This window comes from uncultured Ilumatobacter sp. (genome assembly GCF_963980585.1).
Classification (GTDB): domain Bacteria; phylum Actinomycetota; class Acidimicrobiia; order Acidimicrobiales; family Ilumatobacteraceae; genus Ilumatobacter_A.
Map to the genome: position 1 here is coordinate 1 of NZ_CAXCAM010000002.1, position 25042 is coordinate 25042.

The 25042-nt window shown below is 62.2% G+C and carries 23 protein-coding genes; 19 read left to right on the plus strand and 4 right to left on the minus strand.

Annotated elements, in window-relative coordinates; all coding sequences use genetic code 11:
- The coding region (locus ACH2DW_RS00890; RefSeq protein ID WP_394927822.1) for a wax ester/triacylglycerol synthase family O-acyltransferase at window positions 1–1256 on the minus strand (1256 nt) is incomplete at its 3' end.
- Between the two features lie 141 nt (window positions 1257–1397).
- Between ACH2DW_RS00890 and ACH2DW_RS00895 the strand changes: the two genes are divergently transcribed.
- The 18 genes from ACH2DW_RS00895 (at window position 1398) to rpmA (ending at window position 20338) form a co-directional block, all read left to right on the plus strand.
- On the plus strand, window positions 1398–2954 hold the full coding sequence (locus tag ACH2DW_RS00895) for an AMP-binding protein (protein ID WP_394927823.1): 1557 nt from the start codon (window positions 1398–1400) through the stop codon (window positions 2952–2954).
- Between the two features lie 93 nt (window positions 2955–3047).
- Window positions 3048–3653: a flavin reductase family protein gene (locus tag ACH2DW_RS00900; RefSeq protein WP_394927824.1), complete on the plus strand. Its 606-nt coding sequence runs from the start codon at window positions 3048–3050 to the stop codon at window positions 3651–3653.
- 108 nt (window positions 3654–3761) lie between these two features.
- Window positions 3762–4025: a hypothetical protein gene (locus tag ACH2DW_RS00905; RefSeq protein WP_394927825.1), complete on the plus strand. Its 264-nt coding sequence runs from the start codon at window positions 3762–3764 to the stop codon at window positions 4023–4025.
- A 72-nt stretch (window positions 4026–4097) separates the two neighbouring features.
- Entirely contained in the window at window positions 4098–5498 is a 1401-nt protein-coding gene (gene tig, locus ACH2DW_RS00910) for a trigger factor (RefSeq protein ID WP_394927826.1), read from the plus strand.
- On the plus strand, window positions 5495–6142 hold the full coding sequence (locus ACH2DW_RS00915) for an ATP-dependent Clp protease proteolytic subunit (protein ID WP_394927827.1): 648 nt from the start codon (window positions 5495–5497) through the stop codon (window positions 6140–6142). Before tig ends, ACH2DW_RS00915 begins: the two co-directional genes overlap by 4 nt.
- Window positions 6143–6266: 124 nt before the next feature.
- Window positions 6267–7544, plus strand: coding sequence for an ATP-dependent Clp protease ATP-binding subunit ClpX (gene clpX, locus ACH2DW_RS00920; protein ID WP_394927828.1), 1278 nt, complete (start codon window positions 6267–6269; stop codon window positions 7542–7544).
- 97 nt (window positions 7545–7641) lie between these two features.
- Complete coding sequence (locus ACH2DW_RS00925; protein ID WP_394927829.1) at window positions 7642–8943, plus strand: bifunctional folylpolyglutamate synthase/dihydrofolate synthase; 1302 nt, start codon at window positions 7642–7644, stop codon at window positions 8941–8943.
- Between the two features lie 114 nt (window positions 8944–9057).
- Window positions 9058–9468 (plus strand): nucleoside-diphosphate kinase, encoded by a 411-nt coding sequence (gene ndk, locus ACH2DW_RS00930; protein WP_394927830.1) that lies wholly within the window; start codon window positions 9058–9060, stop codon window positions 9466–9468.
- A gap of 105 nt (window positions 9469–9573) precedes the next feature.
- Window positions 9574–10608: a rod shape-determining protein gene (locus ACH2DW_RS00935; RefSeq protein WP_394927831.1), complete on the plus strand. Its 1035-nt coding sequence runs from the start codon at window positions 9574–9576 to the stop codon at window positions 10606–10608.
- A gap of 45 nt (window positions 10609–10653) precedes the next feature.
- Complete coding sequence (mreC, locus tag ACH2DW_RS00940; RefSeq protein WP_394927832.1) at window positions 10654–11814, plus strand: rod shape-determining protein MreC; 1161 nt, start codon at window positions 10654–10656, stop codon at window positions 11812–11814.
- A 28-nt stretch (window positions 11815–11842) separates the two neighbouring features.
- Window positions 11843–12382 carry a hypothetical protein gene (locus tag ACH2DW_RS00945; protein ID WP_394927833.1) on the plus strand — a complete coding sequence of 180 codons (540 nt, stop codon included), beginning with the start codon at window positions 11843–11845 and terminating at the stop codon, window positions 12380–12382.
- A 164-nt stretch (window positions 12383–12546) separates the two neighbouring features.
- Entirely contained in the window at window positions 12547–14805 is a 2259-nt protein-coding gene (locus tag ACH2DW_RS00950; protein ID WP_394927834.1) for a penicillin-binding transpeptidase domain-containing protein, read from the plus strand.
- Between the two features lie 49 nt (window positions 14806–14854).
- Window positions 14855–16009 carry an FtsW/RodA/SpoVE family cell cycle protein gene (locus tag ACH2DW_RS00955; protein ID WP_394927835.1) on the plus strand — a complete coding sequence of 385 codons (1155 nt, stop codon included), beginning with the start codon at window positions 14855–14857 and terminating at the stop codon, window positions 16007–16009.
- Window positions 16010–16232: 223 nt separating this feature from the next.
- Window positions 16233–18059 carry an Rne/Rng family ribonuclease gene (locus tag ACH2DW_RS00960; protein WP_394927836.1) on the plus strand — a complete coding sequence of 609 codons (1827 nt, stop codon included), beginning with the start codon at window positions 16233–16235 and terminating at the stop codon, window positions 18057–18059.
- 137 nt (window positions 18060–18196) lie between these two features.
- Window positions 18197–18409 carry a hypothetical protein gene (locus tag ACH2DW_RS00965; protein ID WP_394927837.1) on the plus strand — a complete coding sequence of 71 codons (213 nt, stop codon included), beginning with the start codon at window positions 18197–18199 and terminating at the stop codon, window positions 18407–18409.
- A 9-nt stretch (window positions 18410–18418) separates the two neighbouring features.
- Window positions 18419–19690, plus strand: coding sequence for an alkyl sulfatase dimerization domain-containing protein (locus ACH2DW_RS00970; RefSeq protein ID WP_394927838.1), 1272 nt, complete (start codon window positions 18419–18421; stop codon window positions 19688–19690).
- A 72-nt stretch (window positions 19691–19762) separates the two neighbouring features.
- Window positions 19763–20074 carry a 50S ribosomal protein L21 gene (gene rplU / locus ACH2DW_RS00975; protein ID WP_394927839.1) on the plus strand — a complete coding sequence of 104 codons (312 nt, stop codon included), beginning with the start codon at window positions 19763–19765 and terminating at the stop codon, window positions 20072–20074.
- 6 nt (window positions 20075–20080) lie between these two features.
- Window positions 20081–20338 carry a 50S ribosomal protein L27 gene (gene rpmA / locus ACH2DW_RS00980; RefSeq protein ID WP_394927840.1) on the plus strand — a complete coding sequence of 86 codons (258 nt, stop codon included), beginning with the start codon at window positions 20081–20083 and terminating at the stop codon, window positions 20336–20338.
- 118 nt (window positions 20339–20456) lie between these two features.
- Here rpmA and ACH2DW_RS00985 read toward each other — a convergent pair whose 3' ends face one another.
- The 3 genes from ACH2DW_RS00985 to rpmB all read right to left on the minus strand — a co-directional run bounded on the left by ACH2DW_RS00985 (window position 20457) and on the right by rpmB (window position 23025).
- A complete protein-coding gene (locus tag ACH2DW_RS00985; protein WP_394927841.1) occupies window positions 20457–22244 on the minus strand; it encodes a phosphoenolpyruvate carboxykinase (GTP) in 1788 nt (595 codons plus the stop codon).
- A 352-nt stretch (window positions 22245–22596) separates the two neighbouring features.
- Window positions 22597–22818, minus strand: coding sequence for a hypothetical protein (locus ACH2DW_RS00990; protein WP_394927842.1), 222 nt, complete (start codon window positions 22816–22818; stop codon window positions 22597–22599).
- Between the two features lie 15 nt (window positions 22819–22833).
- Window positions 22834–23025: a 50S ribosomal protein L28 gene (gene rpmB, locus ACH2DW_RS00995; protein ID WP_394927843.1), complete on the minus strand. Its 192-nt coding sequence runs from the start codon at window positions 23023–23025 to the stop codon at window positions 22834–22836.
- A 221-nt stretch (window positions 23026–23246) separates the two neighbouring features.
- Here rpmB and ACH2DW_RS01000 point away from each other — a divergent pair, with 221 nt between their 5' ends.
- Window positions 23247–24968 carry a DAK2 domain-containing protein gene (locus ACH2DW_RS01000; RefSeq protein ID WP_394927844.1) on the plus strand — a complete coding sequence of 574 codons (1722 nt, stop codon included), beginning with the start codon at window positions 23247–23249 and terminating at the stop codon, window positions 24966–24968.
- The last annotated feature ends 74 nt before the right edge of the window (window positions 24969–25042 follow it).

Sequence of the window (25042 nt, forward strand, 5' to 3'; positions counted from 1 at the left end):
TCGTTGTCGATAACTTCGACATAGGGGTAGGTCTCGACGAGCGGGGCGCCGCGCAGGTAGAGCGGAATCGGCGGGCCTGGCACGTTGGTGACGACGAGGTTCATCGGAATCTGTCGGCTGACGAAACGCGTCACCATCGGCGCGAGCCGCGGGATGGTGTCGGCGAGTTCAAGGATCGTTTGTGCACCGTCGACCATGACGGACCCCTTGAGCTCGCTCGTCTGCGTGTGGACACGTTCGAGGCGGACGGCGGGGTCGGGTTCGCTGATTGGCAGATCAACGAGGATCAGCGAGATCCGGTTGCCCAACGTGTCGCCGTGCTCGTCATCGGAGCGCAACGACACCGGGACCATTGCCTTGAGGGAGGCTGGCAGCGATGGGGGAGCGTCGACGCGCTCGGACAGAAACCGGCGGAGCGCGCCCGAGCAGGCAGCCAGCACGACGTCGTTGATCGTTGCGTCGTGTCCCTCCCTGATCGTCCGCACCGTTTCGAGCGGCACACGGGCCGACACCCAGCGCCGTTGCGCACCCACGTCGCGGTTCCACGGTGCGGGTGCAGGTTTGACCACGAAGTCGCGGACGGTTCGAACGATGCTCGTCGCGGTACCGATCAAGGGCCGAGGATCGCGCACCGCATCCGCAGCGGCGCGGGCGATCGAGAACGATCGACGAGCTTGATCGGCCATCGATGCGGTCAGCAGGTCTCGAGGTGCTGTGGCGCTGCGCGGCTGCCACGGATCGGCGGGAACGTCGGGAGCCGGGTCTGGCTCGAGGTCGACCAAAGCCATGGCAAGGTCGACGTTCGCAATACCGTCGCCGAGTGCATGGTGGGTCTTGATGATCAGCCCGACTCGATCGTCGGCCACACCGTCGACAAACCACATCTCCCACAGGGGTCGTGCCCGATCGAGCGCGATTGCCTGGACCCGACTCATCAGGTCGAGCAGCTGGTCGTTCCCGCCGGGCCGCGGGAGTGAGGTCAGACGTACGTGATACTCGATGTCGAAGCCCACATCGTCGACCCAGACGGGCCGACCTTGCCCGAACGGGACCTCCATCACGCGCTGCCGGAGTCGCGGCACCCGGTCGAGCCGCCGACCCACGTGGGCCCGGAGCGCATCAAGGTCAATGGCGCCTGTGTCGTTGCGAAGTGCGTCGCCAGCGAACAGCGAGAGAGATCCAACGTGCTGCGGTTCGTGCAGCGTCTCGATCCGGAGAAATACGGCGTCAGCCGCTGTCATTGCGTCGTGTGCCATTCCTCCTCGACCATACGGTGATCGCACGACTTGTTGCTAGGGCCGTTCGGCCCGGCTCGAACCCCACGACGGTTTCCTCTGCAGCGAAACCGGCAGTACTGTCCGGAAGATCCACCGACGCCACCGAGGACGCACCCCATCGTGACCACCACCATCATTCATCACAGCCCGCTGCCCGACGTCGTGATCCCCGACGTCACGATCACCGCGCACGTGTTGCGCAACGCGTCAGCGCTGGCGGACCGCGTCGCCATCCGCGATGCGGCGGGTACGAGCTCGTACACGTTCGCTCAGCTCGGTGACGCCATTCACTCGCTCGCTGGCGGCCTTGCAGCACGCGGGGTCGCTCCTGGCCAGGTCGTTGGTCTGATGGCGCCCAACCTGCCCGAATATGCCGTCGTGTTCCACGGTGTCGCTGTCGCTGGTGGCGCGGTCACCACGATCAACCCGACATACGGGGTAGGCGAAGTCCGTCATCAGCTTCAGGACGCCGGTGCATCGATGCTGTTCACCGTGCCGATGTTCGTCGAGACGGCGCTCGCTGCGATCGAGGGCACCGACGTGACCGAGGTGGTCGTCATGGGGGATGCCCCGGCAGGCACGACACCGATGGCCGATGTGTTTGGTGACCCGATCGAGCAAGTTGCGGTCGACCTCGCCACCCACACCGTCGTGTTGCCGTATTCCTCAGGTACGACCGGGCTCCCGAAGGGCGTGATGTTGACCCATCGCAACCTGGTCGCCAACATCGAGCAACTCCACCATGCGATTAATTACACCGACGACGAAGTGGCGCTTGCAGCGTTGCCGTTCTTCCACATTTATGGCATGCAGGTATTGATGAATGGCCTGCTCGCCAATGGCGTCACCACCGTCACGATGCCGCGTTTCGACATGGTCGAGGCATTGGAAGCGGTACAGAACCTCGGCATCACCCGCTTCTTCGCCGTGCCGCCGATCATTCTCGGACTGGCCAAGCACCCGATCGTCGACCAGTACGACATGTCGTCAGTCCGCCAGATCTTTTCTGGCGCAGCACCCCTCGGCGCCGAGCTGGCCGCCGAGGCAGGCGCGCGACTGGGATGCGAAGTTGTGCAGGGCTTCGGCATGACCGAGCTCAGCCCGGTCAGTCACTGCACGGTGGAAGGTGACTATCGCCCCGGCACCAGTGGCGTCACGGTGTCGAACACGGAGAGCCGGATCGTCGACCCCGGGACAGGCGAGGACCAGCCGGTCGGCGAACGTGGCGAGCTTTGGGTGCGGGGGCCACAGGTGATGATCGGCTATCTCAACAATGCCGAGGCAACAGCGGCCACGATCGACGCTGACGGCTGGCTCCACTCGGGCGATGTCGCCATTATTGATGAACACGGCCACATGACGATCGTCGACCGACTCAAAGAACTGATCAAGTTCAAGGGCTTCCAGGTCGCGCCGGCCGAGCTCGAGGCGCTGCTGATCACGCACCCGAAGGTGGCCGATGTTGCCGTCATCGGGGTGCCCGACGATGAGGCGGGCGAGATTCCGAAGGCCTTCGTCACGGCGGCACCAGGGGAGACCGTGACGCTCGAAGAGATCCAGGAACTGGTGAGCGAACACCTCGTCAGCTACAAGCAGGTCAGGCAGATCGAGGTAATCGACGCCATCCCGAAGAGCGCGGCTGGCAAGATCCTGCGCAAGGAACTCCGAGCACGCTGAGCGCCCGGTCGCTGCCGATGGTGATGTGACGGTCCGCCAACTCATCGGCTGCTCGATGAGTTGCCAGCGACGCCTGGCAGGCAGACTGCCGCCGTGACCAAGACCCGATTCGCTGTTTCTGATCTCACGGGAGCTGACCCGTACAAGCTTGCCACTGGGCTCATCGTTCCCCGACCGATCGGCTGGATCGGGACGATTTCGTCCGACGGAGTACCGAATCTTGCGCCGTACTCGTTCTTCAACTGCATGAGCGGCACGCCACCGACCTTCGTCTTCGCCCCTGGCCGCAGCGTGCGACGCGACACGCTCGACAATGTTCGAGAGGTCGGCGAGTTCACCATCAACATCGTCACCGACGAAGTTGTCGACGCGATGAATTCCACGGCAGCGTCGCACGAGCCTGGCGTGGACGAATTTGTCGAAGCGGGCCTGACCGCCGTGCCCTCAGAATCGATCCGCCCGCCGATCGTGGGGGAGTGCAGGGCGAATATCGAATGCGTCGTCGTCGACATCGTCGACATCGGCCATCCGAAACACGGCAATAGCCTCGTCATTGGCGAGGCCGTCCAGTTCCACGTCGACGAGGCGCTGCTCGACGGCACCCGCGTCGACCAAGCAGCGCTGCGCGCCGTCGGCCGCCACGTTGGCAACGCGTACAGCCGCGCCACCGACCTCTTCGAGATCATGCGCCCTGACTGAAGAATTTGCGCCGAATCGCCGCCGACTTGACCGGACGGCTCTGATCGATCTTGCCTCGGATGGGGTGAAGTCGCCGATTCGCGTCGGAGCGAGGCAGAATAGGGAGCGATGGAGTTCTGGAAGCCACACAAGCTCGCCTCGCCGCACGACGGCCAGATCTTTCTGAAGATCAACGACAAGGTTCGCACGACCGCTGAGGTCCACGGTGTGCCCGTCGGTACCGAAGGCAAGGTCATTCTTGCGAACGGCTTCAACTGGCAGCGCTACCGCGTCCTCTTCGAGAACGGTGCCGAAGTCGGCGACCTTGACCACCGCAATCTCGAACCCATCGGCCGAACGGCCAAGCGCATCGCCAAGCGCGACGCAAAGTAACTCGTTCCACGCGCTGCAACGCTGCAGCGACTCGGCTGATCCCGACAGGCCCGCCGGTAGACTCGCGCCCCTGTGAAGAGTTCTGTAGAGGCCCTCGAGGGCAACCAAGTCAAGCTGTACGTCGAAGTTGAAGAAGCTGAGTTCGACTCTGAGATCGACAAAGCCTTCAAGCTGATCGCCAAGGAAGTGCGCTTGCCCGGGTTCCGCCCGGGTAAGGCGCCCCGCAAGGTCCTCGAAGCGCAGGTGGGTATCGGCCCGGCTCGCGAGCAGGCGCTTCGCGACGGCGTCCCGGAGTATCTCGCGAAGGCAGTGCGTGAGCACGGCGTCGACCTCATCTCGACACCTGAGGTCGAAATCACCGATGGTCAAGAGTCAGGGCCGGTCGAATTCGAGGCCACCTGCACCATCCGTCCGGTTGTCGAGGTGCCCGGTTACGACTCGCTGTCGATCGAACTTCCGGTGCTTGACGTCACCGAGGACGAACTCGATGAGGCGCGTAACGCCGAACTGCGCAAATCAGGCGCACTCGTCGATGCCGATCGCCCCGCAGAGGAGGGTGACTTCCTCACGCTTGATCTCACCGCGACCCGCGACGGTGAGGAAGTCATCGGTCTGAACACCGAGGACTGGAACTACGAGATCGGTCAAGGCTGGGTCAGCGACGATTTCGACGAGCAAGTCACCGGATCAACAGCCGGCGACGAGCTCGCTTTCTCGTCGACGCCCAAGGGCACCGAAGAAGCGGCCGATTTCACCGTCAAGGTCACAGCAGTCCAGAAGATGGACATGCCGGAGATGACCGACGAATGGGTCGCCGACAACACCGGTGAGTTCGAGACCATCGACGAGTGGACCACAGCACTGAAGGAACGCATCAGCGAGCAAAAGCTCAACGGCATGCGTCAGGGTCTCGTGACCAAGATCACCGATGCGCTCACCGGGCTGAGCGAGATCGAAGCTCCCGCGCCGATGGTCGATTCTGACCTCAACCAGCGGGTGCAGAACACGATGCAGCAATTCCAGGCCCAGGGCATCGACTTCGGCCAGTGGATGGAGATGACCGGACAGGAACCCGAACAGTTCATTGAGTCGATGCGGGGCCAGTCCGAGCAGGCCGTCAAGAGCGACCTGGCGCTGCGTGCCGTCGCTGCCGCCGAAGACTTCGAGGTCGAGGACCACGAGATCGAGGGCGAGTACGCCCGCATGGCAATGCAGTACGGCCAAAAGGCCAAGGAGATCCGCAAGGCATACGAGCAGAACGATGCGGTCTCTGAGCTGCTTGCACAGATCAAGAAAAACAAGGCGCTCGACTGGCTCGTGCACAACGTCGACTTCGTCGATGAGAACGGCGCAGCGCTCGATCGTGACCTGGTGCTTGGCCATACGCACGACGAAGACGGCAACCACACTCACGACCACAACCACGACGAAGAAGGCACGGACGAGACGTCCGAGGAAGCAGCAGAGTCATGAATCTCCCCGCCGACAAGTACGCCGCTCAGAACTACCTGGTCCCCAATGTCATCGAGCAGACCAGTCGTGGCGAGCGCGCCTCCGACCTCTACAGCCGGATGCTCAAGGACAACATCATCTTCCTGCAGACGCCGGTCGACGACCAGATCGCCAGTCTCATCTGTGCGCAGCTGATTCACCTCGAGTCGGAGAACCCCGACAAGGACATCAGCATTTACATCAACAGCCCTGGTGGCGACATCACGGCGTTGTTCGCGATCTACGACACGATGCAGTTCATCAAGAACGACATCGCGACGATCTGCCTCGGCCAGGCAGCTTCGGCAGCCGCTGTGCTGCTCGCCGCTGGTACGAAGGGCAAGCGGCTCGCGCTGCCGCACTCACGAGTGTTGCTGCACCAGCCGTCAGGCCAGGTCGGCTACGGCCAGGTCACCGATCTTGAGCTGGCCGCAAAAGAAATTCTGCGGATGCGTGAGATCCTGGACGGCATTCTCGCTCACCACACCGGTCAGCCCATCGAGCGCATCCACGCTGATACCGACCGTGATTTCGTGATGGAAGCGAATGAGGCGCTGGAGTATGGCATCATCGACACAGTGATCTCGTCGCGTGAGACGGTGGACCGGGACGGCCCGATCCGCTGACCTCGGGTTCTCGGCGGTATCCACGACTCGAATCGGCAGGTGGGGCACAATGTCTCGCTCCCGGCCAGCTCGGTCGGGCAGAATGCAGAACGACGAACTCGTTGGATGTTGAGGGGTAACAACAGTGGCCAAATTCGGTGACACAGGCGAACTGTTGAAGTGTTCGTTTTGCGGTAAGTCGCAAAAGCAGGTCAAGAAGCTCATTGCGGGCCCTGGCGTCTACATCTGCGACGAGTGCATCGATCTCTGCAACGAGATCATCGAAGAGGAACTCACCGAAACGGCTGAGCTCAGCTTCGACAACCTGCCGAATCCGCGTGAGGTTCGAGCTTTCCTCGATGATTACGTCGTCGGTCAAGTCGAGGCCAAGAAGATCCTCGCCGTATCCGTCTACAACCACTACCGGCGCATTCAGTATCAGAGCCAGGCCACCACGGTCGGCCGACGCGACGAAGTCGAATTGGCCAAATCGAACATTCTGCTGCTTGGCCCGACCGGTTGCGGCAAGACCCACCTCGCGCAGACACTTGCCCGCCAGCTGAACGTGCCGTTTGCGGTCGCTGATGCGACGGCGCTCACCGAAGCGGGCTACGTCGGCGAGGACGTCGAGAACATTCTGCTCAAGTTGATCCAAGCAGCCGACTTCGACGTCAAGCGTGCCGAGACAGGCATTGTCTACATCGACGAGATCGACAAGGTCGCACGGAAGAGCGAGAACCCGTCGATCACGCGTGACGTCTCGGGCGAAGGTGTCCAACAGGCGCTGCTGAAGATTCTGGAAGGTACGTCTGCCTCGGTCCCGCCCCAGGGCGGACGCAAACACCCGCACCAAGAATTCATCCAGATCGACACCACCAACGTCTTGTTCATCCTCGGCGGCGCGTTTGCCGGCCTCGAAGAGATCATCGAACAACGCATTGGTCACAAGGGCGTTGGATTCAACGGCACTGTGCGCAGCCAGGTCGAGCGCGATCCCGGCGAACTGTTCGCCCAGGTGCTCCCTGAAGACCTCGTGAAGTTCGGCATGATCCCCGAGTTCATCGGCCGTTTGCCGATGGTTGGCGCCGTGCGCAGCCTCGACCAGAAAGCGCTGGTGAGTATTCTGACCGAGCCGAAGAACAGCCTGGTCAAGCAGTATGCAAAGGTGTTCGAGTTCGAAGATGTCGAGCTGGAGTTCACCGAGGACGGCCTCAATGCCATCGCCGATCAGGCACTGCTCCGTGCGACCGGTGCCCGCGGTCTACGCGCGATCCTGGAAGAAGTGTTGCTCGAGACGATGTATGACCTTCCGGGCCGGGAAGACATCGGCAAGGTCGTCATCGACCGCAAGACGGTCATCGACAAGGTCAACCCAACCTTGGTGCCGCGTAAGCCGGCGCGCCAACGCAAAGCCGCCTCCTAGGCACAACTTCTGACCGCGGGTTCTGGCCGCGAGCGGTGTGTCATCTCGGAAACCGTTTCGCTGCCCGTAGATTCTTCTTGGTGAGGTTCAACCTGTCATGACGGAAGCCTTCACGATGACTGAGGCACTGCGGTATCTCGACGATCATGCGTCGTATCAGAAGACGGGGCGTATCGATTCGCCATCGACCGAAGTGATTGAGGCGTTCTGCTCAGCGATGGGCGATCCGCAGCACTGTGCGCCGGTCATTCATGTCACGGGAACCAATGGCAAGGGTTCGACGGTGCAAATGATCTCGCGCATGCTGGAAGCTGCGGGCCTGACCGTCGGGACATACACGAGCCCGCATCTCGAGCACATCAACGAGCGGATTCGGCGTAACGGCGAGCCGATCAGCGACGTGGAACTCGCCGAGGTCGTGGGCGCCGTCGCTGAACTCGAACCCGTAGTGGGACTCTTCCCGAGCTACTTCGAGGTGATGACTGCTGCAGCGTTCCGCTGGTTCGCCGACACCGCTGTGGATGTCATGGTCATCGAAGTGGGCATCCTCGGTCGGTGGGATGCGACGAATGTCGTCAACCCGACGGTTGCAGTCGTCACCAACATCGGCATGGACCACAACGAGTTTGCTGGCCCCACACTTGTCGACGTCGCCACTGAGAAAGCCGGGATCATCAAGCCCGGCTGTGCCGCAGTGATCGGTGAGACGCGTCCTGAACTCGTGGAGATCTTTCAGGCGGCGGGCGCGGCATCGGTGATCGTGCGCGGCGACGACTTCGAAGTCGAAAGCAATGCCCTGGCACTCGGTGGCCGCATGCTTGACATCCGCACACCGACGACCATCTATCCCGATGTGTTCATCCCGTTGCACGGCGCGTACCAGGGTGTCAACGCAGCCGTCGCCCTGACCGCCGTCGAGATGTTCTTTGCGGCGCCTCCATCTGAAGAGATCGTGACCGAAGGCATGGGCGAAGTCGCAATGCCCGGTCGCTTCGAGGTGCTCGGCCGGCAGCCCCTCACGATCATTGACGGTGCGCACAACCCGACCGGCGCCGACACGTGCGCCCAAGTGTTCTTCGACGACTTCCATCCAGACGGTCGACGTCTCCTCGTGTTCGGCACGCTGCGCGATCCGGGCGAGATGCTCGCGGCGCTCCGCGCTGATGAGTTCGACATGGTCTTCGCGTGCACAGCACCGTCGCCGCGCGGCGTCAACGTGCGCGAAGTCGTTGAGGCTGCCAAGGCCCTCGGTTGCGACAACATTGCTTCGTTCGACACGGTTGAAGATGCTTGCGTTCGGGCCATGGAGTATGCCGACGGCGACGACGCTGTGTTGGCCACCGGGAGCTTGTACACCGCTGGCGCAGCTCGCGCTGTGTTGCAGCGCCACGCGAACTGACCAACGCTGGCCTGCCATCTCGGCTCGGCCTGTCCATTCTTGACGCGAGGTGAACTGGACGAGGGAGAGCAAACGAGCGCGGGTTGCTGTTTGCCACCGATAGCTTTGATGGCCATGTCTGATCGCACACTCGTCCTCCTGAAGCCCGACACCGTGGAGCGCAAGCTCATCGGTGCGGTCACCTCGCGTTTCGAGGCGAAGAACCTTGACGTCGTTGCAATGGAGCTCCGTCAGCTCGACGCAGACACCCTGGCTCGTCATTACGAAGAGCACGTCGGCAAGGGCTTTTATGGCGAACTCGTCGAGTTCATGAGCCGCGGACGCGTCGTCGCTATGGTCATCGAAGGCCCGGAAGACACGTGGGAAGTGGTGCGCAACATGATGGGCGCGACCAACCCGCGGAGCGCTGCGCCTGGAACCATTCGCGGTGACCTCGGCATTCTCTTCACCGAGAACCTCGTGCACGGCAGCGACTCACTCGAGTCGGCCCAGCGCGAGATCGGCATCTTCTTCCCGAATCTGTAACATTCCGCCGCCCTGGTACGGTGACCGGGAACGAGGTGCGACGTCGTTGGTGTCGCGCACCTCCACAGCACTCGAATTTTCAGCTCGCGAAGGGAGGGCCAGAATATGGCCCGCAATAACCCGCTCAGCCTGGGGCGTGACCTCGCCATCGATCTCGGTACGGCGAACACCCTCATTTATGTTCGTGGCCAAGGCGTCGTTCTCGATGAGCCGTCGGTCGTGGCGATTAACGTCAATGACGGGCGTCCGGTGGCCGTTGGCCTTGAAGCCAAGCGCATGATGGGGCGCACGCCCAATCACATCAAGGCGATTCGTCCGCTCAAGGACGGCGTCATTGCCGACTTCGAGGTGTGCGAAAAGATGCTTCGCTACTTCATCCAGAAGGTGCACGCGTCGAAGTGGAGCAAACCGCGCATGGTGATTTGTGTGCCGTCGGGCATCACCGGCGTCGAGCAGCGCGCAGTGCAAGACGCTGCGGAATACGCCGGTGCTCGCAAGCCGGTGCACATCATCGAAGAACCGATGGCTGCGGCAATTGGTGCGGATCTCCCCGTGCACGAACCGTCCGGCAACATGATCGTCGACATCGGCGGCGGCACCACCGAAGTGGCGGTCATCTCGCTCGGTGGCATCGTCACCGCACAATCGGTGCGTGTCGCCGGTGATGAACTTGACGATGCTGTGCTGCAGTACGTGAAGAAAGAGTTCTCCTTGGCGATCGGCGAACGAACAGCCGAGGAGATCAAGATCCAGATGGGCTCGGCATGGCCATTGGAAGAAGAGCTCACAGCCGACATCCGCGGCCGCGACCTGATCTCAGGTCTCCCGCGCACGATCCAGGTGACCACCGAACACATCCGCGAAGCGCTTGCAGAGCCGATCAACGCCATCATCGATGCCGTGAAGACCACGCTCGACAAGACCCCGCCAGAACTTGCGGCCGACATCATGCAGGACGGCATCATGCTCACGGGCGGCGGTGCGTTGCTCGGTGGTCTGGATGAGCGTTTGGCGCACGAGACCGGGATGCCGATCCGCGTTGCCGCCGAGCCGCTGTACAGCGTCGTCATCGGCTCAGGTCGAGCTCTCGAGAACATTGATGCCATGCGCGGTCTGATGTCACTCGGCGGCGAGAACTGATTCGCCCGCGCCCGCTGCGTTCCCGAATCGTGGAAGATTTCTGAGATGGCGATCTACACAGTCGGACGACGCCGCGTCATCGTTGCGCTGCTCTTGACTCTCGTCCTGCTGCTGACGCTGGACCTGCGCGGCAACCCTGTCCTCGATCGTGTCCGCGACGGGTTTGCTCGTGCGATGGCGCCGATCGAATCAGCGACGGATGTCATCACGACGCCCGTGAGCCGAGCATGGAATGGCGTCACTCAGTACGACGACTTGGAACGTGAAAACGAAGCGCTGCAGGACCAACTCGATCGGTTGATCGGCACACAGGCGACCGCTCGCCTGTCGGTGGAGGAGGCAGCGGAGCTGAAGGCGCTGCTCAGCCTCAATTCTCTTGCCGGCATTCCGACCGAGGTCGCCAAGGTCGTTGGCGCGTCGTCGAACAACCTCGACCAGATCATCGAGATCGACATCGGCCGAACACGTGGTGTCCGTGTCGGCATGCCCGTGGTGAACCAGGCGGGCCTCATCGGAAAAATCACCAGTGTCACCGACAACACAGCGAAGGTGATGTTGATCACCGACTCCAGGTACGTGGTCCCGGTGCGTGTGCAGGCCGCTCCAGCTGCAGATCTGGGTCCGACGGACACCCGCCCCTCGGGGCGGACCAACGAAGAACTCGAGGACCTCGTCGCGACCACGCTGGTCACCGATGTGCTTGCATCCGAGTCGTCGTTGCCGCAGAACGACGGAGCAAACGGTGACCCGGCCAGCGTTGATGACCCCACTTCGGGGGACCTGCCGGTCAACGCGACGTCGACGACACTCGACCCCAACGATGGAGAGAGCCCCGCCGGGGCGTTGCCGGTCGATGGCGAGGTCATCGAGACCACGACAACAACGACGACGACAACGGTGCCGAACCTGACGGCGAAGGAGTTCGGTGCGCTCGAAGGGCGCGGGCGGGGGTTGATCCCGCAGATTCGGTTCTTGCAAGACAACCCGAGTCTCGCGGTGCTCCAGGAAGGCGACCTCGTCGTCACCGCTGGGGGCTTCGACAGCCTTGCGCCGCCCGACATCCCGATCGGTGTGGCCGTCAACCGTGCCGACCGATCCGGCCCCGGCGGTCCGCTCCTCGATGTGCAGCCGTACGCCGACGTGACACGCTTGAACTTCCTGCGGGTCGTGCTCTACACGCCGCTGTCCGAAGTCGAGCGGGAGTGACATCACCCGACCGCCTCGGAGCGGGCTGATGTTGGCGGCAATCTGGCAAGGTCCCGTCATTCGGCTGATCCCAGTTGGCATGCTCTTGCTCGCCCTCCAACGGTCGTTGTTTGTTGAGATCACGATCGCAGGCGTGACCATTCAGGTGGTGCTGGCGCTTGCCGCCGCTGCAGGTGCCGCCGGGGGATCCGAGCGCGGGGCCATGGCCGGCTTCGTTCTCGGTGTGATGTACGACATGTTGGAAGGCCTGCCGATTGGTTCGACAGCGATCCCGATGACGATTGCCGGAACCGTTGCTGGATTCCTGGCCATCATCGTTGCCGAGCCGCACTGGTGGTTGGCGATGCTCTTCACAATGATGGGGGCAGCTGTCGGCGAGGTGATGGTGCCGGTCACCCGGTTGTTCATTGGGGCGAGCGACCCTTTTGAGCCGCGACTCACACTGATCGTGCCCGTTGTGGCGATTGCTGCAGGTGTTCTCTCGCCGCTGTTTGTTCCGTTGGCGCGGTGGTGCCTCCGGATCCGAAGTGCGGAGTGGGTCGCCCCGCCGCGCGAGCCGACGCTGTGATGCGGCGCCGTGAGGAACACCCTCCGGCGCAACGTTTGGTGAACAGAGGATGCCGCGCTCACCCGGCGACTCTGCACGGCTACATTGCGGTTCTGTGAAGAACGACCACCGAGGCCTGGCGCGACCGCGGTCGATCGACGTTGAGAAAAGGGCACACTGACGCAATGGCAGTCGATAAACGCGCCACCCGGTTGGGTGTCCTCGCTCTTGTCGGGACCCTGCTGTTCTCGCTCGTCGGAGCGCGCCTCTGGTTCCTCCAAACCGTTGAAGCCGAAGCGCTCCAGGAGCAGGTTGATACCACCAAGCTTCGGACTCGAGCGTTGTTGCCGCAGCGCGGTCGCATCTTCGACGCCGACGGCCGAATCCTTGCTGACAATCAGCGATCGCTGGCGGTCACCGTGGACTGGGAGCTGCTCCGTCGGGACAGTGACCGCGAGGAGATCTTCCGGAGACTCTCAGGATGGGTCGACGTTGCTGTTGAAGACATGGAGCGACGCTACGAGCGCGGGATCACTGACACGCTGCTCCCGATGCCGGTGGCCGAGGGGCTGAGCGAAGCGACGGCGATCGCGATCAAGGAACGTGTGGAAGACCTTCCTGGCGTGGAGATCGTTGAAACGTCGACACGCACGTACCCCTATGCGCCGCTTGCGAGCCATGTCGTTGGCTACATGGGTGCCATCACCGCCGAGACCAAGGACCTGTACGTCAGCAACGGCTACACCCAAAGCGAGCGCGTTGGCCAATTCGGCATCGAGCTGAGCATGGAACAAGAACTGCACGGCGTGTCGGGTTACGTCAAGTACGAAGTCGACAACACCAGTCGCATTATCCGTGAAGTCGAGCGGGTCCCTCCGGTCAACGGCCGAGACATCCAACTCACGATCGACCTCGATCAGCAGCAATACGCTGAGCAGGCACTCGAGACGCAGCTCAAACTCAGGCGACAGGCCACTGCGACGAATCCGCTCGATCGCGAGAACGAGTTCAAGACACGCGCGTTCTACGAAGTCGATGCCGAGACCAACATCAAGGAGTACTACCCTGAAGAGGTGCCCTTCAAGGCGCCGGCGGGTGCTGTGGTCGTCCAGAACTGGGAAACCGGCCAGATCATTGCGCTTGCCTCGTATCCAACCTTCGACAACCGTTGGTTCGAGTCGGATCTCAGCGGCGGGAAATTCGAGGAGATCTTCGACGCCACCGATATCGAAGCGCTGGAGTACGACGACGAGGGTGAGGTGATCCCCGAGTCGGTCAAGACCGACCCTGATCGATCAACACTCGTCAACAGGGCAATCCAAGGCCGCTACAACCTCGGATCGACCTTCAAACCCTTCACTGCGTATGCCGCATTGTCGACCGATCTCCTTTCCACGAGCGACCGCTACCAGGACCAGGGCACGTACAGAATGCAGTCGGTCGACAGCGACAAGTGCGCCTCTGGCCTCGTGCGGTGCGTCTACAAGAACGCCACCTGTGGCAATGGGCGGCCATGCGTCTACGGATCAGTCGACGTCGAGACAGCGCTCGCCGTCTCGAGCGACGCGTTTTTCTATCGCGTGGGTGAGTTGATCATGGAGAACAACGAGCAGAAGGACCTGCTGCAGCAGCAGGTCGGCCTGTTTGGCTTCGGTGAGAAGACGGGAATCGACCTACCGTTTGAATTCGCCGGCACGGTGCCTGATCGAGAGCTGAAAGAGGACTACGCCAGGCGCGGCGTCATCAGCGAGGATGAGGGCAGCGGGTACTTCACCGGCGACAACGTGCAGCTGGCCATCGGACAGGGCTTGTTGTCGGCAACGCCGCTGCAACTCGCAACGGGCTACTCGACGATTGCAAACTTCGGGTTCGTGATGAAGCCCGAGATCATCAAGGCGGTCTACGACGCGGGAGTGCCCGACGCTGCAGTGCAGGGCTTTGTCGACATCTCCCGGGCCCGCTTCGCCGAGGAACCCAACATTGAGGGCGAGGTGATCCGCCAGGTTCCGATGCCGGCCAACATTCACGATGAGATTGATCGAGGTCTTCGACGCGTCGTCCGGACCGGTGGTGGAAACACGAGCGACTTTTACCACAGCGCAACGGGGGAGAAGCTCTTTTTCGACTACCCGAGCAGCGCCATCCCGGTCGCGGGGAAGACCGGAACCGCCCAGGGGCGGAACAATTTCCCGTGGAACGATTCCTCTGCATTCACGGCGTACAGCATCGACTCGTCTCGGCCGTACACCGTGAGTGCGTACCTCGAAAAGAGTGGATACGGGGCCACCGCAGCGGGACCGGTCGTCAAGTGCATGTTCCTCCAGATGTCAGGGATTGCGCCGGCCGACTCCGTCGAACTCTCGACCCCGCTCAACGTTGACCAGACGTTTCCGGCCGCACCGAAAAAGCTCGCCGACACCAGTTGCTTCTCGCGTCGCAACTAATCGGCAAGACTGAGCACGTGGGCATCGAAGCAACCGGAGGAACCGCCTGATGGCGACTTCCTTCCTGACGCGCAAGCCCGACTCTGGGCTCGGCAATATCGGAGCCAGCCCAGCGGACCCCAGCCGCAACATCGACTGGGTCTTGATGTCCGTTCAGATGATTCTGACCGTTGCCGGCTGCTTCGTCGTGTTCTCGGCATCACGCACGCGCGTGGTCGATGATCCCTACGCCTTTGCCACTCGCCAGGTCATCTTTGCCATCGTTGCGACAGCCGTGATGGCGGTGGTGATGGCCTTCGATTACGAGAGTTGGAAGGAGCGCGCCACATTCTTGTACGGCTTGACACTGGTCGTGCTCGTGTTGCTGATCCTGCTCGGTGTGGCAGGCGGTCAAGACCGAATCTCATTCGACCTCGGCCCGTTCAACGTGCAACCGGCTGAGATGGCCAAGTTCACCACGCTGCTGATGCTGGCGGTCTATCTCGCCCAGGAGCGCAGCGACGAGGTGTCATACCCGCGTTTCCTCGGTGGGCTGATGATCGTCGGAGTGCCTGCGGTGCTCATCGTCCTCCAACCGGACCTCGGGTCGGCGTCGGTCATCATCTCAATGGCCATGGGTGTCCTGCTCGTCGCTGGTGCCAAAGTGCGGTATATCGCATTGATTTCTGTGCTCTCCATCGCAACCGTCGCTGCGGCGTTCTTTGGCCGCCTCGTCGATCGCTACCAGATCACCCGGCTCGAAGCGCTCATCAACCCGGACGGCATTGACTCCGATTTCACGTATCAGGCCGAGAATGCAATGCGTGCGATCGGCACGGGCGGCGTGTGGGGCAAGGGTTGGTTGCAGGGGCCGCTGACGAACGGACGCGACATTCCTGTGATGTGGGCTGACTTCCCCTTCGCTGCTGTCGGCGAGCAGTTCGGCCTGGTCGGTTGTGCTGCCATGTTGGCGCTGTTCGGCGTGGCGCTGATCCGAATTTGGAGGATTGCGCACCTCTCGCGTGACCTCCTCGGTACGTACATCTGTGCCGGCGTGTTTACGATGTTGCTCTGGCAGATCTTCCAGAACGTTGGGATGACCTTGCAGATCATGCCGGTGACTGGCCTGCCGCTGCCGTTCATTTCGTACGGTGGGTCAAGCCTGATCGTCTATTTCGCCATGTTCGGTCTCGTGCAGTCCGTACATATGCGCCGGATGCGTTGATTTCACCGAGAGAGATCGGTCCGTAGCTGGCTGACCCTCACCTGGCTTGGGCGTGTGCTCCGGTAGATTGAGGAGATGGCCAGACTCACCGCATCCGACGCGTTGGTGACGGGGCCACATCAACAGTTCGAATACGCCGGGATCGAGCGCGACCATCACTCGCTGCACGTACCTGCTCCGGAGAACGCCTGTGCGCTTCTCCCCAGAAGGGAACTTCTTCAACATGGATCACACCAACGACAGTACGAACGCGGCTCAGACCGGCTCGGACAGCGCTGAGCCAGGCGGGCAGGGCAAGCAGCGAAAGCGGGGATCACGAGGCGGCCAGAACCGGCGCCCCGCGGGCGAAGCCAACGAGTCGGCATCGAACGACAAGAACGACATTGAGCTCCCCGAGCGAATCAGCGAAGGCCAGCCGTCTGCTGAGGCATCCGAACGCGGTTTGGTGCGCAAGCCCCAGATCGGTGACACGATGCCGATTCCGTCGTCACCTCCGCCCGGAATCTCCCGGCAGTCGGAGGGCGGGAACGAGGGCGACGCACCCAAGAAGAAGCGCAATCGGCGTGGCAAAGGCGGCGGCGGCAACTCCGAGCCTGGCGAAGCGCGCGGCAACGATCAGCCCAAGGGCGCCAAGCAGCGGACCAAGCAGGGCGACAAACAGAGCGACGGCCAACGCAAGAAAAGTCGCGGTGGTCGCGGTGGTCGCGGCAAAGGCGGCACGCAGCAGTTGGACGACGCGTGGCTCGAACAACGCCGGGGACGCGAACGCAACGGCAAGCCGATCGGACGCTATTTCATGTGCGTGCAGTCACGTCCGGGGATGGCCCAGGTGGCCGTGCTCGAAGGGCGGAATCTGATCGAACACTACGTCAGCCGGCCAGCGGACGACGTCGCACAAATCCACGGCAACGTGTACATCGGCAAGGTCCAGAACGTGCTGCCCGGTATGGAGGCGGCGTTCGTCGACATCGCCACCCCGAAGAATGCGGTGCTGTACCGCAGCGACGTGCAGTACGACCCGGCCGACATCGAGCAGAAGGGCAGCAACGCCCGCATCGAGGACATTCTCAAGAACAAGCAGCTCATCCTCTGCCAGGTCACGAAGAACCCGATTGCACACAAGGGCGCCCGTCTCACGCAAGAGATCTCGCTGCCCGGTCGATTTGTGGTGTTGATTCCCAATTCCCAGACGTACGGCATCTCGAAGCGCCTTCCCGACGACGTGCGCAAGCGGCTCCGCGGGATTCTCGACCGGGTGAAGCCCGAAGAACACGGTCTCATTGTTCGAACCGCGGCGGAGTCGGCGACCGAAGAAGAACTGACCGCCGACATGACCATTCTGCTCAACGAGTGGGAGCAAATCGAACGCAAGGCGGCCAAGGCACAACGGCCGACGTTGCTCTACCGCGAGCCCGAGTTGGCTGTGCGTGTTATTCGCGAAGAGTTCAACGCCGACTACCGCGGTGTCATCATCGACGACAAGCGGTTGCATGAGGATGTCCACAGCTACGTGGCTGCGTTCAATCCGGACCTTGCCGACCGCATCGAGTACTACGACGCGGAAAAGGAAGGGCTCTCGCTGTTCGAAAAGCACCACGTGCACGAACAGGTCCACAAGGCCCTGGACCGCAAGGTCTGGCTGCCGTCGGGTGGCTCGCTCATTATCGAGGGAACCGAAGCGCTCACCGTGATTGACGTCAACACTGGCAAGAATGTCGGCAAGTCAAACCTTGAAGAAACTGTCTTCCACAACAACATGGAGGCCGCGGTCGAGGTCGCCAAACAACTCCGGCTGCGTGACATCGGTGGCATCATCGTCATCGACTTCATCGACATGGAGATTCGGGAGAACCGCGGCAAGGTCGTTGAGGCGCTCCGTAACTCGCTGGCGCGGGACAAGACGCGGTCGCAGGTCTTTGACGTCTCCGAGCTTGGCCTGGTCGAGATGACTCGGAAGCGCATCGGTGAAGGCCTCCTCACCGAGTACAGCGAGATCTGTCCCGACTGCGACGGTCGCGGTGTGGTTGTCGACTACTCGATGCTGGAATGACGTCGTTGCGCTCGCTGCTCTAGAATCGCAGCATGGAGATCCAGATCACCGACGATGCTCGCAAGGTCTTGGAGAAGAAGGGCGGCACGATGTCGATTGACTTCATCCGCCCCACCGGTTGAGGCAAGGTCGCCGAGGTGTCGGTCGACACCAATGTCAAGAATAAGAACCTGGCTCCCTATCGCCGGTTGCGTCATGACGACTTTCGCATCTTGATCACGCCCCAGCTCGTCGGCATGGCGGCAACGATGCGCATCGTCACAAAGGGCAAGGTCGCCAAGTCGTTGACGGTTGAGTTCCAGTCCGTCCCTGGCGCCCCGGGTGCCGATGGGGATGCCTGCTGTATCTAGATTTGGCAAATGGCTGACCTTCTTGCGCTTTCATCGGAGATCATCGACAACGGGTTGACCGATCGACCCTTCAATCGAACCAGCAATGAACTCAGCGAGATCGGCGACGGCCTCGCGGTGGTCGAGAGCTTCAGCCACAGCGTGGTCGTCGACTCCGGTGACGGGCTGATCGCCTTCGACGCGTCACATGCGATGACCGGCGAGAAGGTGGTCAAGGCCATCAAGGGCTGGAGCGCCCAACCGGTGAGTCACCTCGTCTACACCCACGGCCACGCCGATCACGTCGGCGGCAGCGTGGCGTTTGGTGCTGAGTACGGCGACATGACCGTGGTCGGTCATCGCAACGTCGAGCGCCGGTTTGAGCGGTATGCCGAGACCAACGACTGGAACGTGCAGATCAATGCCCGCCAGTTCGGTGGGGTCAAGGGCGACTTTGGGATGGGCGACTTCCCCGAATTCATTCCGAACAACACGGCGCGCCCCAACCATGTGGTTGACGACCACGACACGCTCCAGATCGGGTCGCGCACGATCGAACTGCACCACGCCCGCGGTGAGACCGACGACCACTTGTGGGCGTGGATGCCTGAGGAGAAGTGGATGGCGGTCGGCGACTTCGTCATCTGGAACTTCCCGAACGCCGGCAATCCGCAGAAGGTGCAGCGATTCCCGATCGAGTGGGCCGCTGCGTTGCGCGAGATGATCGCCAAGGAGCCCGAACTGTTGCTTCCCGCGCATGGGTTGCCGATCGAGGGCCGAGCCCGGATCGCCGGCGTGCTCGACGACATTGCCACGGCGCTGGAACTGATCGTGCGCGAGGTGATCGACATGATGAATGCCGGTGAGGTGCTCGACACGATCGTTCACTCGGTCACCGTCCCCGACGATTTGCTGTCGAAGCCCTACTTGCGGCCGCTCTACGATGAACCGGAGTTCGTGGTGCGTGGCGTGTGGCGCCAGTTCGGCGGCTGGTGGGACGGCGCGCCAAGCCGCCTCAAGCCGGCCCCTGATGCCGTGCTGGCGACTGAACTGGCTGAACTGGCCGGTGGCGCCGGAAGGCTGATCGAACGAGCACAGGTCGTCGCTGAACAGGGAGAGTTCCGGCTTGCATGCCACCTTGCCGATCTGGCCGGGTGGGCTGCTCCTGCCGACGGCGGTATCCATCGACAGCGCGCCATCATCTATCGCGCCCGACGCAAGCAGGAGACTTCGCTGATGGCGAAGGGGATCTTTGCAGGAGCCGCCCGGGAGTCCGAAGAGGTCGCCGGCGACGAGACGTGACCGGCGTCCGTCGATCTCGATGACCAGCGCGCGAGCAATAGTGCAATCACGCCGTTAGCATCGCTTCTCGCTATGTACGCAGTAATCGCCTCAGGCGGCAAGCAGGAAAAAGTGGCCGAAGGCCAGCGAGTGCAGCTCGAACTGCTCGGCGCGGACGAAGGCAGCGACGTGTCGCTGACCCCCGTCATGCTCGTCGACGGCGACACTGTTCTTGCCACGGCTGACGAGCTCGCAGGAGCTTCAGTCACCGGCAAGATCGTTGGTCGGGCCGCTGGCCCGAAAATCAACGGCTACACCTTCAAACGCCGCACCAACAACCATCGTCGCTACGGCCACCGTCAAAAGTATGACGTGGTCGAGATCACCAGCATCAAGAAGGGCTGATCGCACATGTCAAAGACAAAAGGTGGCGGTTCCACACGGAACGGCCGTGACTCCAACGCACAGCGCCTCGGCGTGAAGGTGTTCGGCGGATCTGAGATCCGTACGGGTGCCATCATCGTTCGCCAGCGCGGCACGAGGTTCCATCCCGGCAACAATGTTGGCAAGGCCAAGGACGATTCGTTGTTCGCGCTGACCGACGGCGTCGTCGAGTTCGGCAACCACAGGGGCCGCAAGGCCGTTGCAGTGGTTCCCCACACCGACTGATTCATTGAACCCGAAAACGACGAAGGCCGGGCTGCACAGCCCGGCCTTCGTCGTTTTCAATCATCGTTCACTGGTTGCTCCATCCGGTGCCAGGCACCAGATGGAGCGACCAGCGGGTTTACAGTGCAGCCTCGAGCTGGTCGACGGCCTTGGTGAGCTGAGCCGGCAGGCGATCGCCGAAGCGGGCGAAGTGCTCGCGAATCTGTGGCACAGCGCCCTTCCAACCGTCGGTGTCGACCTCGAGGATGCGCTCGAGGTCATCTGGATCGAGGTCGAGGCCTGCCAAGTCGAGTTGGTCCTTGACGGGCAGCTTGCCGATCGGGGTGTCGACGGCGTCGACGGTGCCGTCGACCCGCTCGAATACCCACTTGAGCACTCGGCTGTTCTCGCCAAATCCGGGCCACAGAAAGCGGCCTTCTTCGTCGCGGCGGAACCAGTTGACGAAGAAGATCTTCGGCAGGTTCGACTCGTCGGTCTTGTCAGCCATCGAGAGCCAGTGCGTGAAGTAGTCGCCGTAGTTGTATCCACAGAACGGCAGCATCGCCATTGGGTCGAAGCGGAGCTCGCCCTGCACGCCTTCGGCCGCAGCGGTCTTCTCTGAAGCCATGATCGAACCGAGGAACACGCCATGCTCCCAGTCGTTCGCCTCGGTCACCAGTGGCACCGTCGTACGGCGGCGGCCGCCGAACAGAATCGCAGAAATCGGAACGCCAGCGGGGTCTTCCCACTCAGCAGCCGCAGACGGGCACTGTGACGCAGGTGCAGTGAATCGGGCATTGGGATGCGCTGCAGGCGTGTCGATCTCGGGATTCCAGGGGTTGCCGCGCCAGTCGGTGGCTCGTGCCGGCGGGTCGTCGGTCATTTCCTCCCACCAGACATCACCGTCGTCGGTCAGCGCCGTGTTGGTGTAAATGCAGTTGCCCCACAGCGTTTCCATCGCATTGTGGTTGGTGGCATGGCTGGTTCCGGGTGCGACACCGAAGAAACCGGCCTCGGGGTTGATGGCGTAGAGCTGCCCGTCGTCGCCCATCTTCATCCAGCAGATGTCATCGCCGATGGTTTCGGCTTTCCACCCGGGGATGGTCGGCATGAGCATGGCAAGGTTGGTCTTGCCACATGCCGACGGGAAGGCGCCCGCGATGTATTTCGACTCGCCTTGCGGGTTGGTGAGCTTGAGGATGAGCATGTGCTCAGCCAACCAACCATCGTCGCGGGCCATGACCGAAGCGATACGCAGCGCAAAGCACTTCTTGCCGAGCAGTGCGTTGCCGCCGTAGCCCGATCCGTACGACATGATCTCGCGGGTTTCAGGGAAGTGCACGATGTACTTGTTCTCGGCATCACAGGGCCACGGCACGTCGGTTGCACCATCGGCGAGCGGGGCGCCAACGGAGTGGAGGCAGGGGACCCATTGGTCGTCACCGAGTGCGTCGAGTGCACCCTGGCCCATGCGGGTCATAATGCGCATGTTGGTGGCGACGTACGCGGAGTCGCTGAGTTGCACTCCGATGTGGGCGATGGGCGAGCCGAGCGGACCCATTGAAAAGGGCACGACGTACATCGTGCGCCCCTTCATGCACCCGGTGTACAACCGCTTCATCTCGGCGCGCATCTCCGCGGGATCGCGCCAGTTGTTGTTCGGGCCGGCCTCGACCTCGGTCGCAGAACAAATGAATGTGCGATCTTCGACGCGGGCGACGTCACCGGGATCAGAGTGGGCCCAGTAGCTGTTGGGCCGCTTGGCTTCATCGAGCTTGGTGAAGGTGCCGGAGTCGACGAGCTCTTGGCAGAGTCGTTCGTACTCGTCAGCGGACCCGTCGCACCAGTAGATGTCGGCTGGCTGCATGATAGCTGCCCAGTCGGCGACCCAATCCTTGAGTCGTTCGTTACTGGTGGTTCCACTCATGCTGTGCTCCTCGCTGAATGCAGCGTCGTGTTCGAGAATGTTCGAATGGAAGAATAGGCGCTGGTGGCGTCGATCGTGCAATGCCGTACGTCTTGTCAGCGCTCCTATCGGCAATCGCCATACCCCATCGCTCGATGCGATAGCGGAGGAAACGCGATCACCCCAAGCGATGAAACCCGACAACGAGGGGTGGGCCGAGACGAGAAGGCGAAGGAGAGGGTCACGCCAGGTCAAGGACGACAGGTGACACAGCCGCTTGCCGCGGTCTGCGGGGGAGTCTCAACGATGCGCACGATTCCGGCTCCCGCAGCAGAGCGAGCGAGGCGAGCTGCGTGCGCTCAGTCCCGAAGCGTCAGTGCCCGGGGGTCTTCATGTCGACCTCGGAGCCGAGGCTGAGCTGAGTAGCTCGACCGGCGTCGTCGAGGACGAAAATCACACGCTGGCCTTGGCGCAGCATGCGAAAAAGTGAACCCTCGAGGGCGTTGCCGGCGAGTTCATAGTCCTGCAAATCGGTATCGCACATGACGAGACCGTCACCGGTCGTCGGGTCGTATGCCTTGATGACGCCTTGCATGGTGCCTTGACCGGCTCAGCCGGCCTTAACGACCTTGCCGGACTTGATGCAGCCGGTGCAGACGTTGACGCGCTTGGTCGAGCCGTTCACCTGCGCACGGACACGCTGGATGTTTGGGTTCCAACGACGCTTGGTGCGACGGTGCGAGTGCGACACCGACATGCCCCACGACGGGCCTTTGCCACACATTTCACACTTTGATGCCATTGGATTCTCCTGCGATGCTTCGCTTCAGATCAGTTCGAGTCAGCTCCAGCACGCGACAGCGCTCTGAAACAGCCACGTGAGGCTACCAACGTCGACGGGCATCGCAACCGGCCTGTGGTCATCGATTGAACGAGTTCAGCGCGAGGGGCCCTGACGTTCCGTTTGACAACTGCGTGTCGGCGGATGCCAACGACTTGGGTCGCCCCGTAAGCTCTGCGGCCGTGCCAACACTTGAACGGTTGAACACCGAAGCACTGCGCGAGACGGTTCGCACCTTCCGCGACACGGTCCGGGCGCACGCGGGTTGGCTCAATCGGTTGAACGTCTACCCGGTGCCGGATGGCGACACCGGGACCAACATGACGCGCACGCTTGATGCTGTGGTCGCCGAGATGGACGGCACTGACGCGGACGACCTTGATGCCACCTGCGATGCCATCGCCCATGGCTCGCTCATGGGTGCCCGGGGCAACAGTGGTGTGATCCTCAGCCAGATCATGCGTGGTCTTGCCAGCACACTCAAGACGCAGACCCCTGCGAGTGGGGCGAAGTTTGCCGAGGCGATGCAGGCCGCTGCCACTGGTGCGTATCAGGCCGTCCTCAAACCAATCGAAGGAACGATCCTCACCGTGGTGCGGCTCAGTGCCGATGCTGCCAAGGCGTCAGCTGATGCCGGCGGATCGCTGGCCGAGGTCGTTCATGCCGCACACGAGGCGGGCAAGATTGCGCTGGCCAACACGCCCGAACAGCTCCCCGTCTTGAAAGAAGCCGGGGTTGTCGACGCCGGCGGCGCTGGATTCCTGTTGCTGCTGGACTCGGCGCTGCACATCGTCGACGGGGTCCCATTGCCTGAAGCGGAAGAAGATGATGGTTTGGGCGGAGCGGTCGCGGCCGCCTTCGAGACGACATCGCCTCGCTTGGGTGCGACGAAGGTCGGCGGTGCGGGTGACGTCGACGTTGCCGACCAGCGTTACGAAGTCATGTACTTCATGGATCTCGACGACGCGCGTATCGACGAGTTCAAAGTCGGCTGGGGGGCTATCGGCGACTCGATCGTCGTCGTCGGCGGCGAGGGCATCTGGAACTGCCATGTCCACACCAACGACATTGGCGCCGCCATCGAGGTGCCACTCGGCCTCGGCGGTCGCCCGAAGCAAATCCGCGTCACGGACCTGTTTGAAGAAGTCGATGAGGAACATGCCAAGCGCGAGGCCGCAATGGGTGGCGCTGCGGACCCAGGTACCGACGCCACGGCCACCCGCGCCGGCGCCGGTTTACCTTCCGTGACAACGGCAGTTGTCGCGGTCTGCTCGGGTGAAGGTCTCGTCGAGTTGTTCGCCCAGCTCGGGGTGCAAGGTGTTGTCACCGGCGGCCAGACGATGAATCCGTCGACGGCCGAATTGCTCGACACGGTCGAGCATGTGAACGCCCAACAGGTTGTCATCCTGCCGAACAACAAGAACATCATCCCGGTGGCGGAGCAGATCGATGCCCTGACCTCGAAGCATGTCGTGGTTGTGCCGACTCGCTCGATGCCCGAAGCGCTCGCCGCCCTCGTTGTCTACGACCCGGAAGGGTCAGCCGACGAAAATGGCGCGGAGATGAACGACGCTGCGGATTCGGTGGCGACGGGTGAGGTCACGCAGGCGATTCGCGACACGAATTCCGAGGCGGGTGCAATCGCGACCGGTGACTGGATTGGCATCGTCAAGGGCGATGGCATTGCTGCGATCAGCAATTCTCCGGCTGGTGCATCGATTGCGCTCCTCGAAGAACTCGTTGGGGATTCCGCAGAACTCGTCACCGTGGTCGTGGGGAGTGATGCTGCGGTTGCAGACACCGCTGCGATTGAAGGTTGGTTGAGCGATCATCGGGGTGACGTCGCCGTCGAAATTCAACACGGCGGCCAACCGTTGTATCCCTACTTGTTCGGCGTTGAGTAGATCTCACTTTCCGTTTGCGTCGGGATTTCTGCGGAACGGTCCGCAGAAATCCCGACACAAACGACGAATTCGTC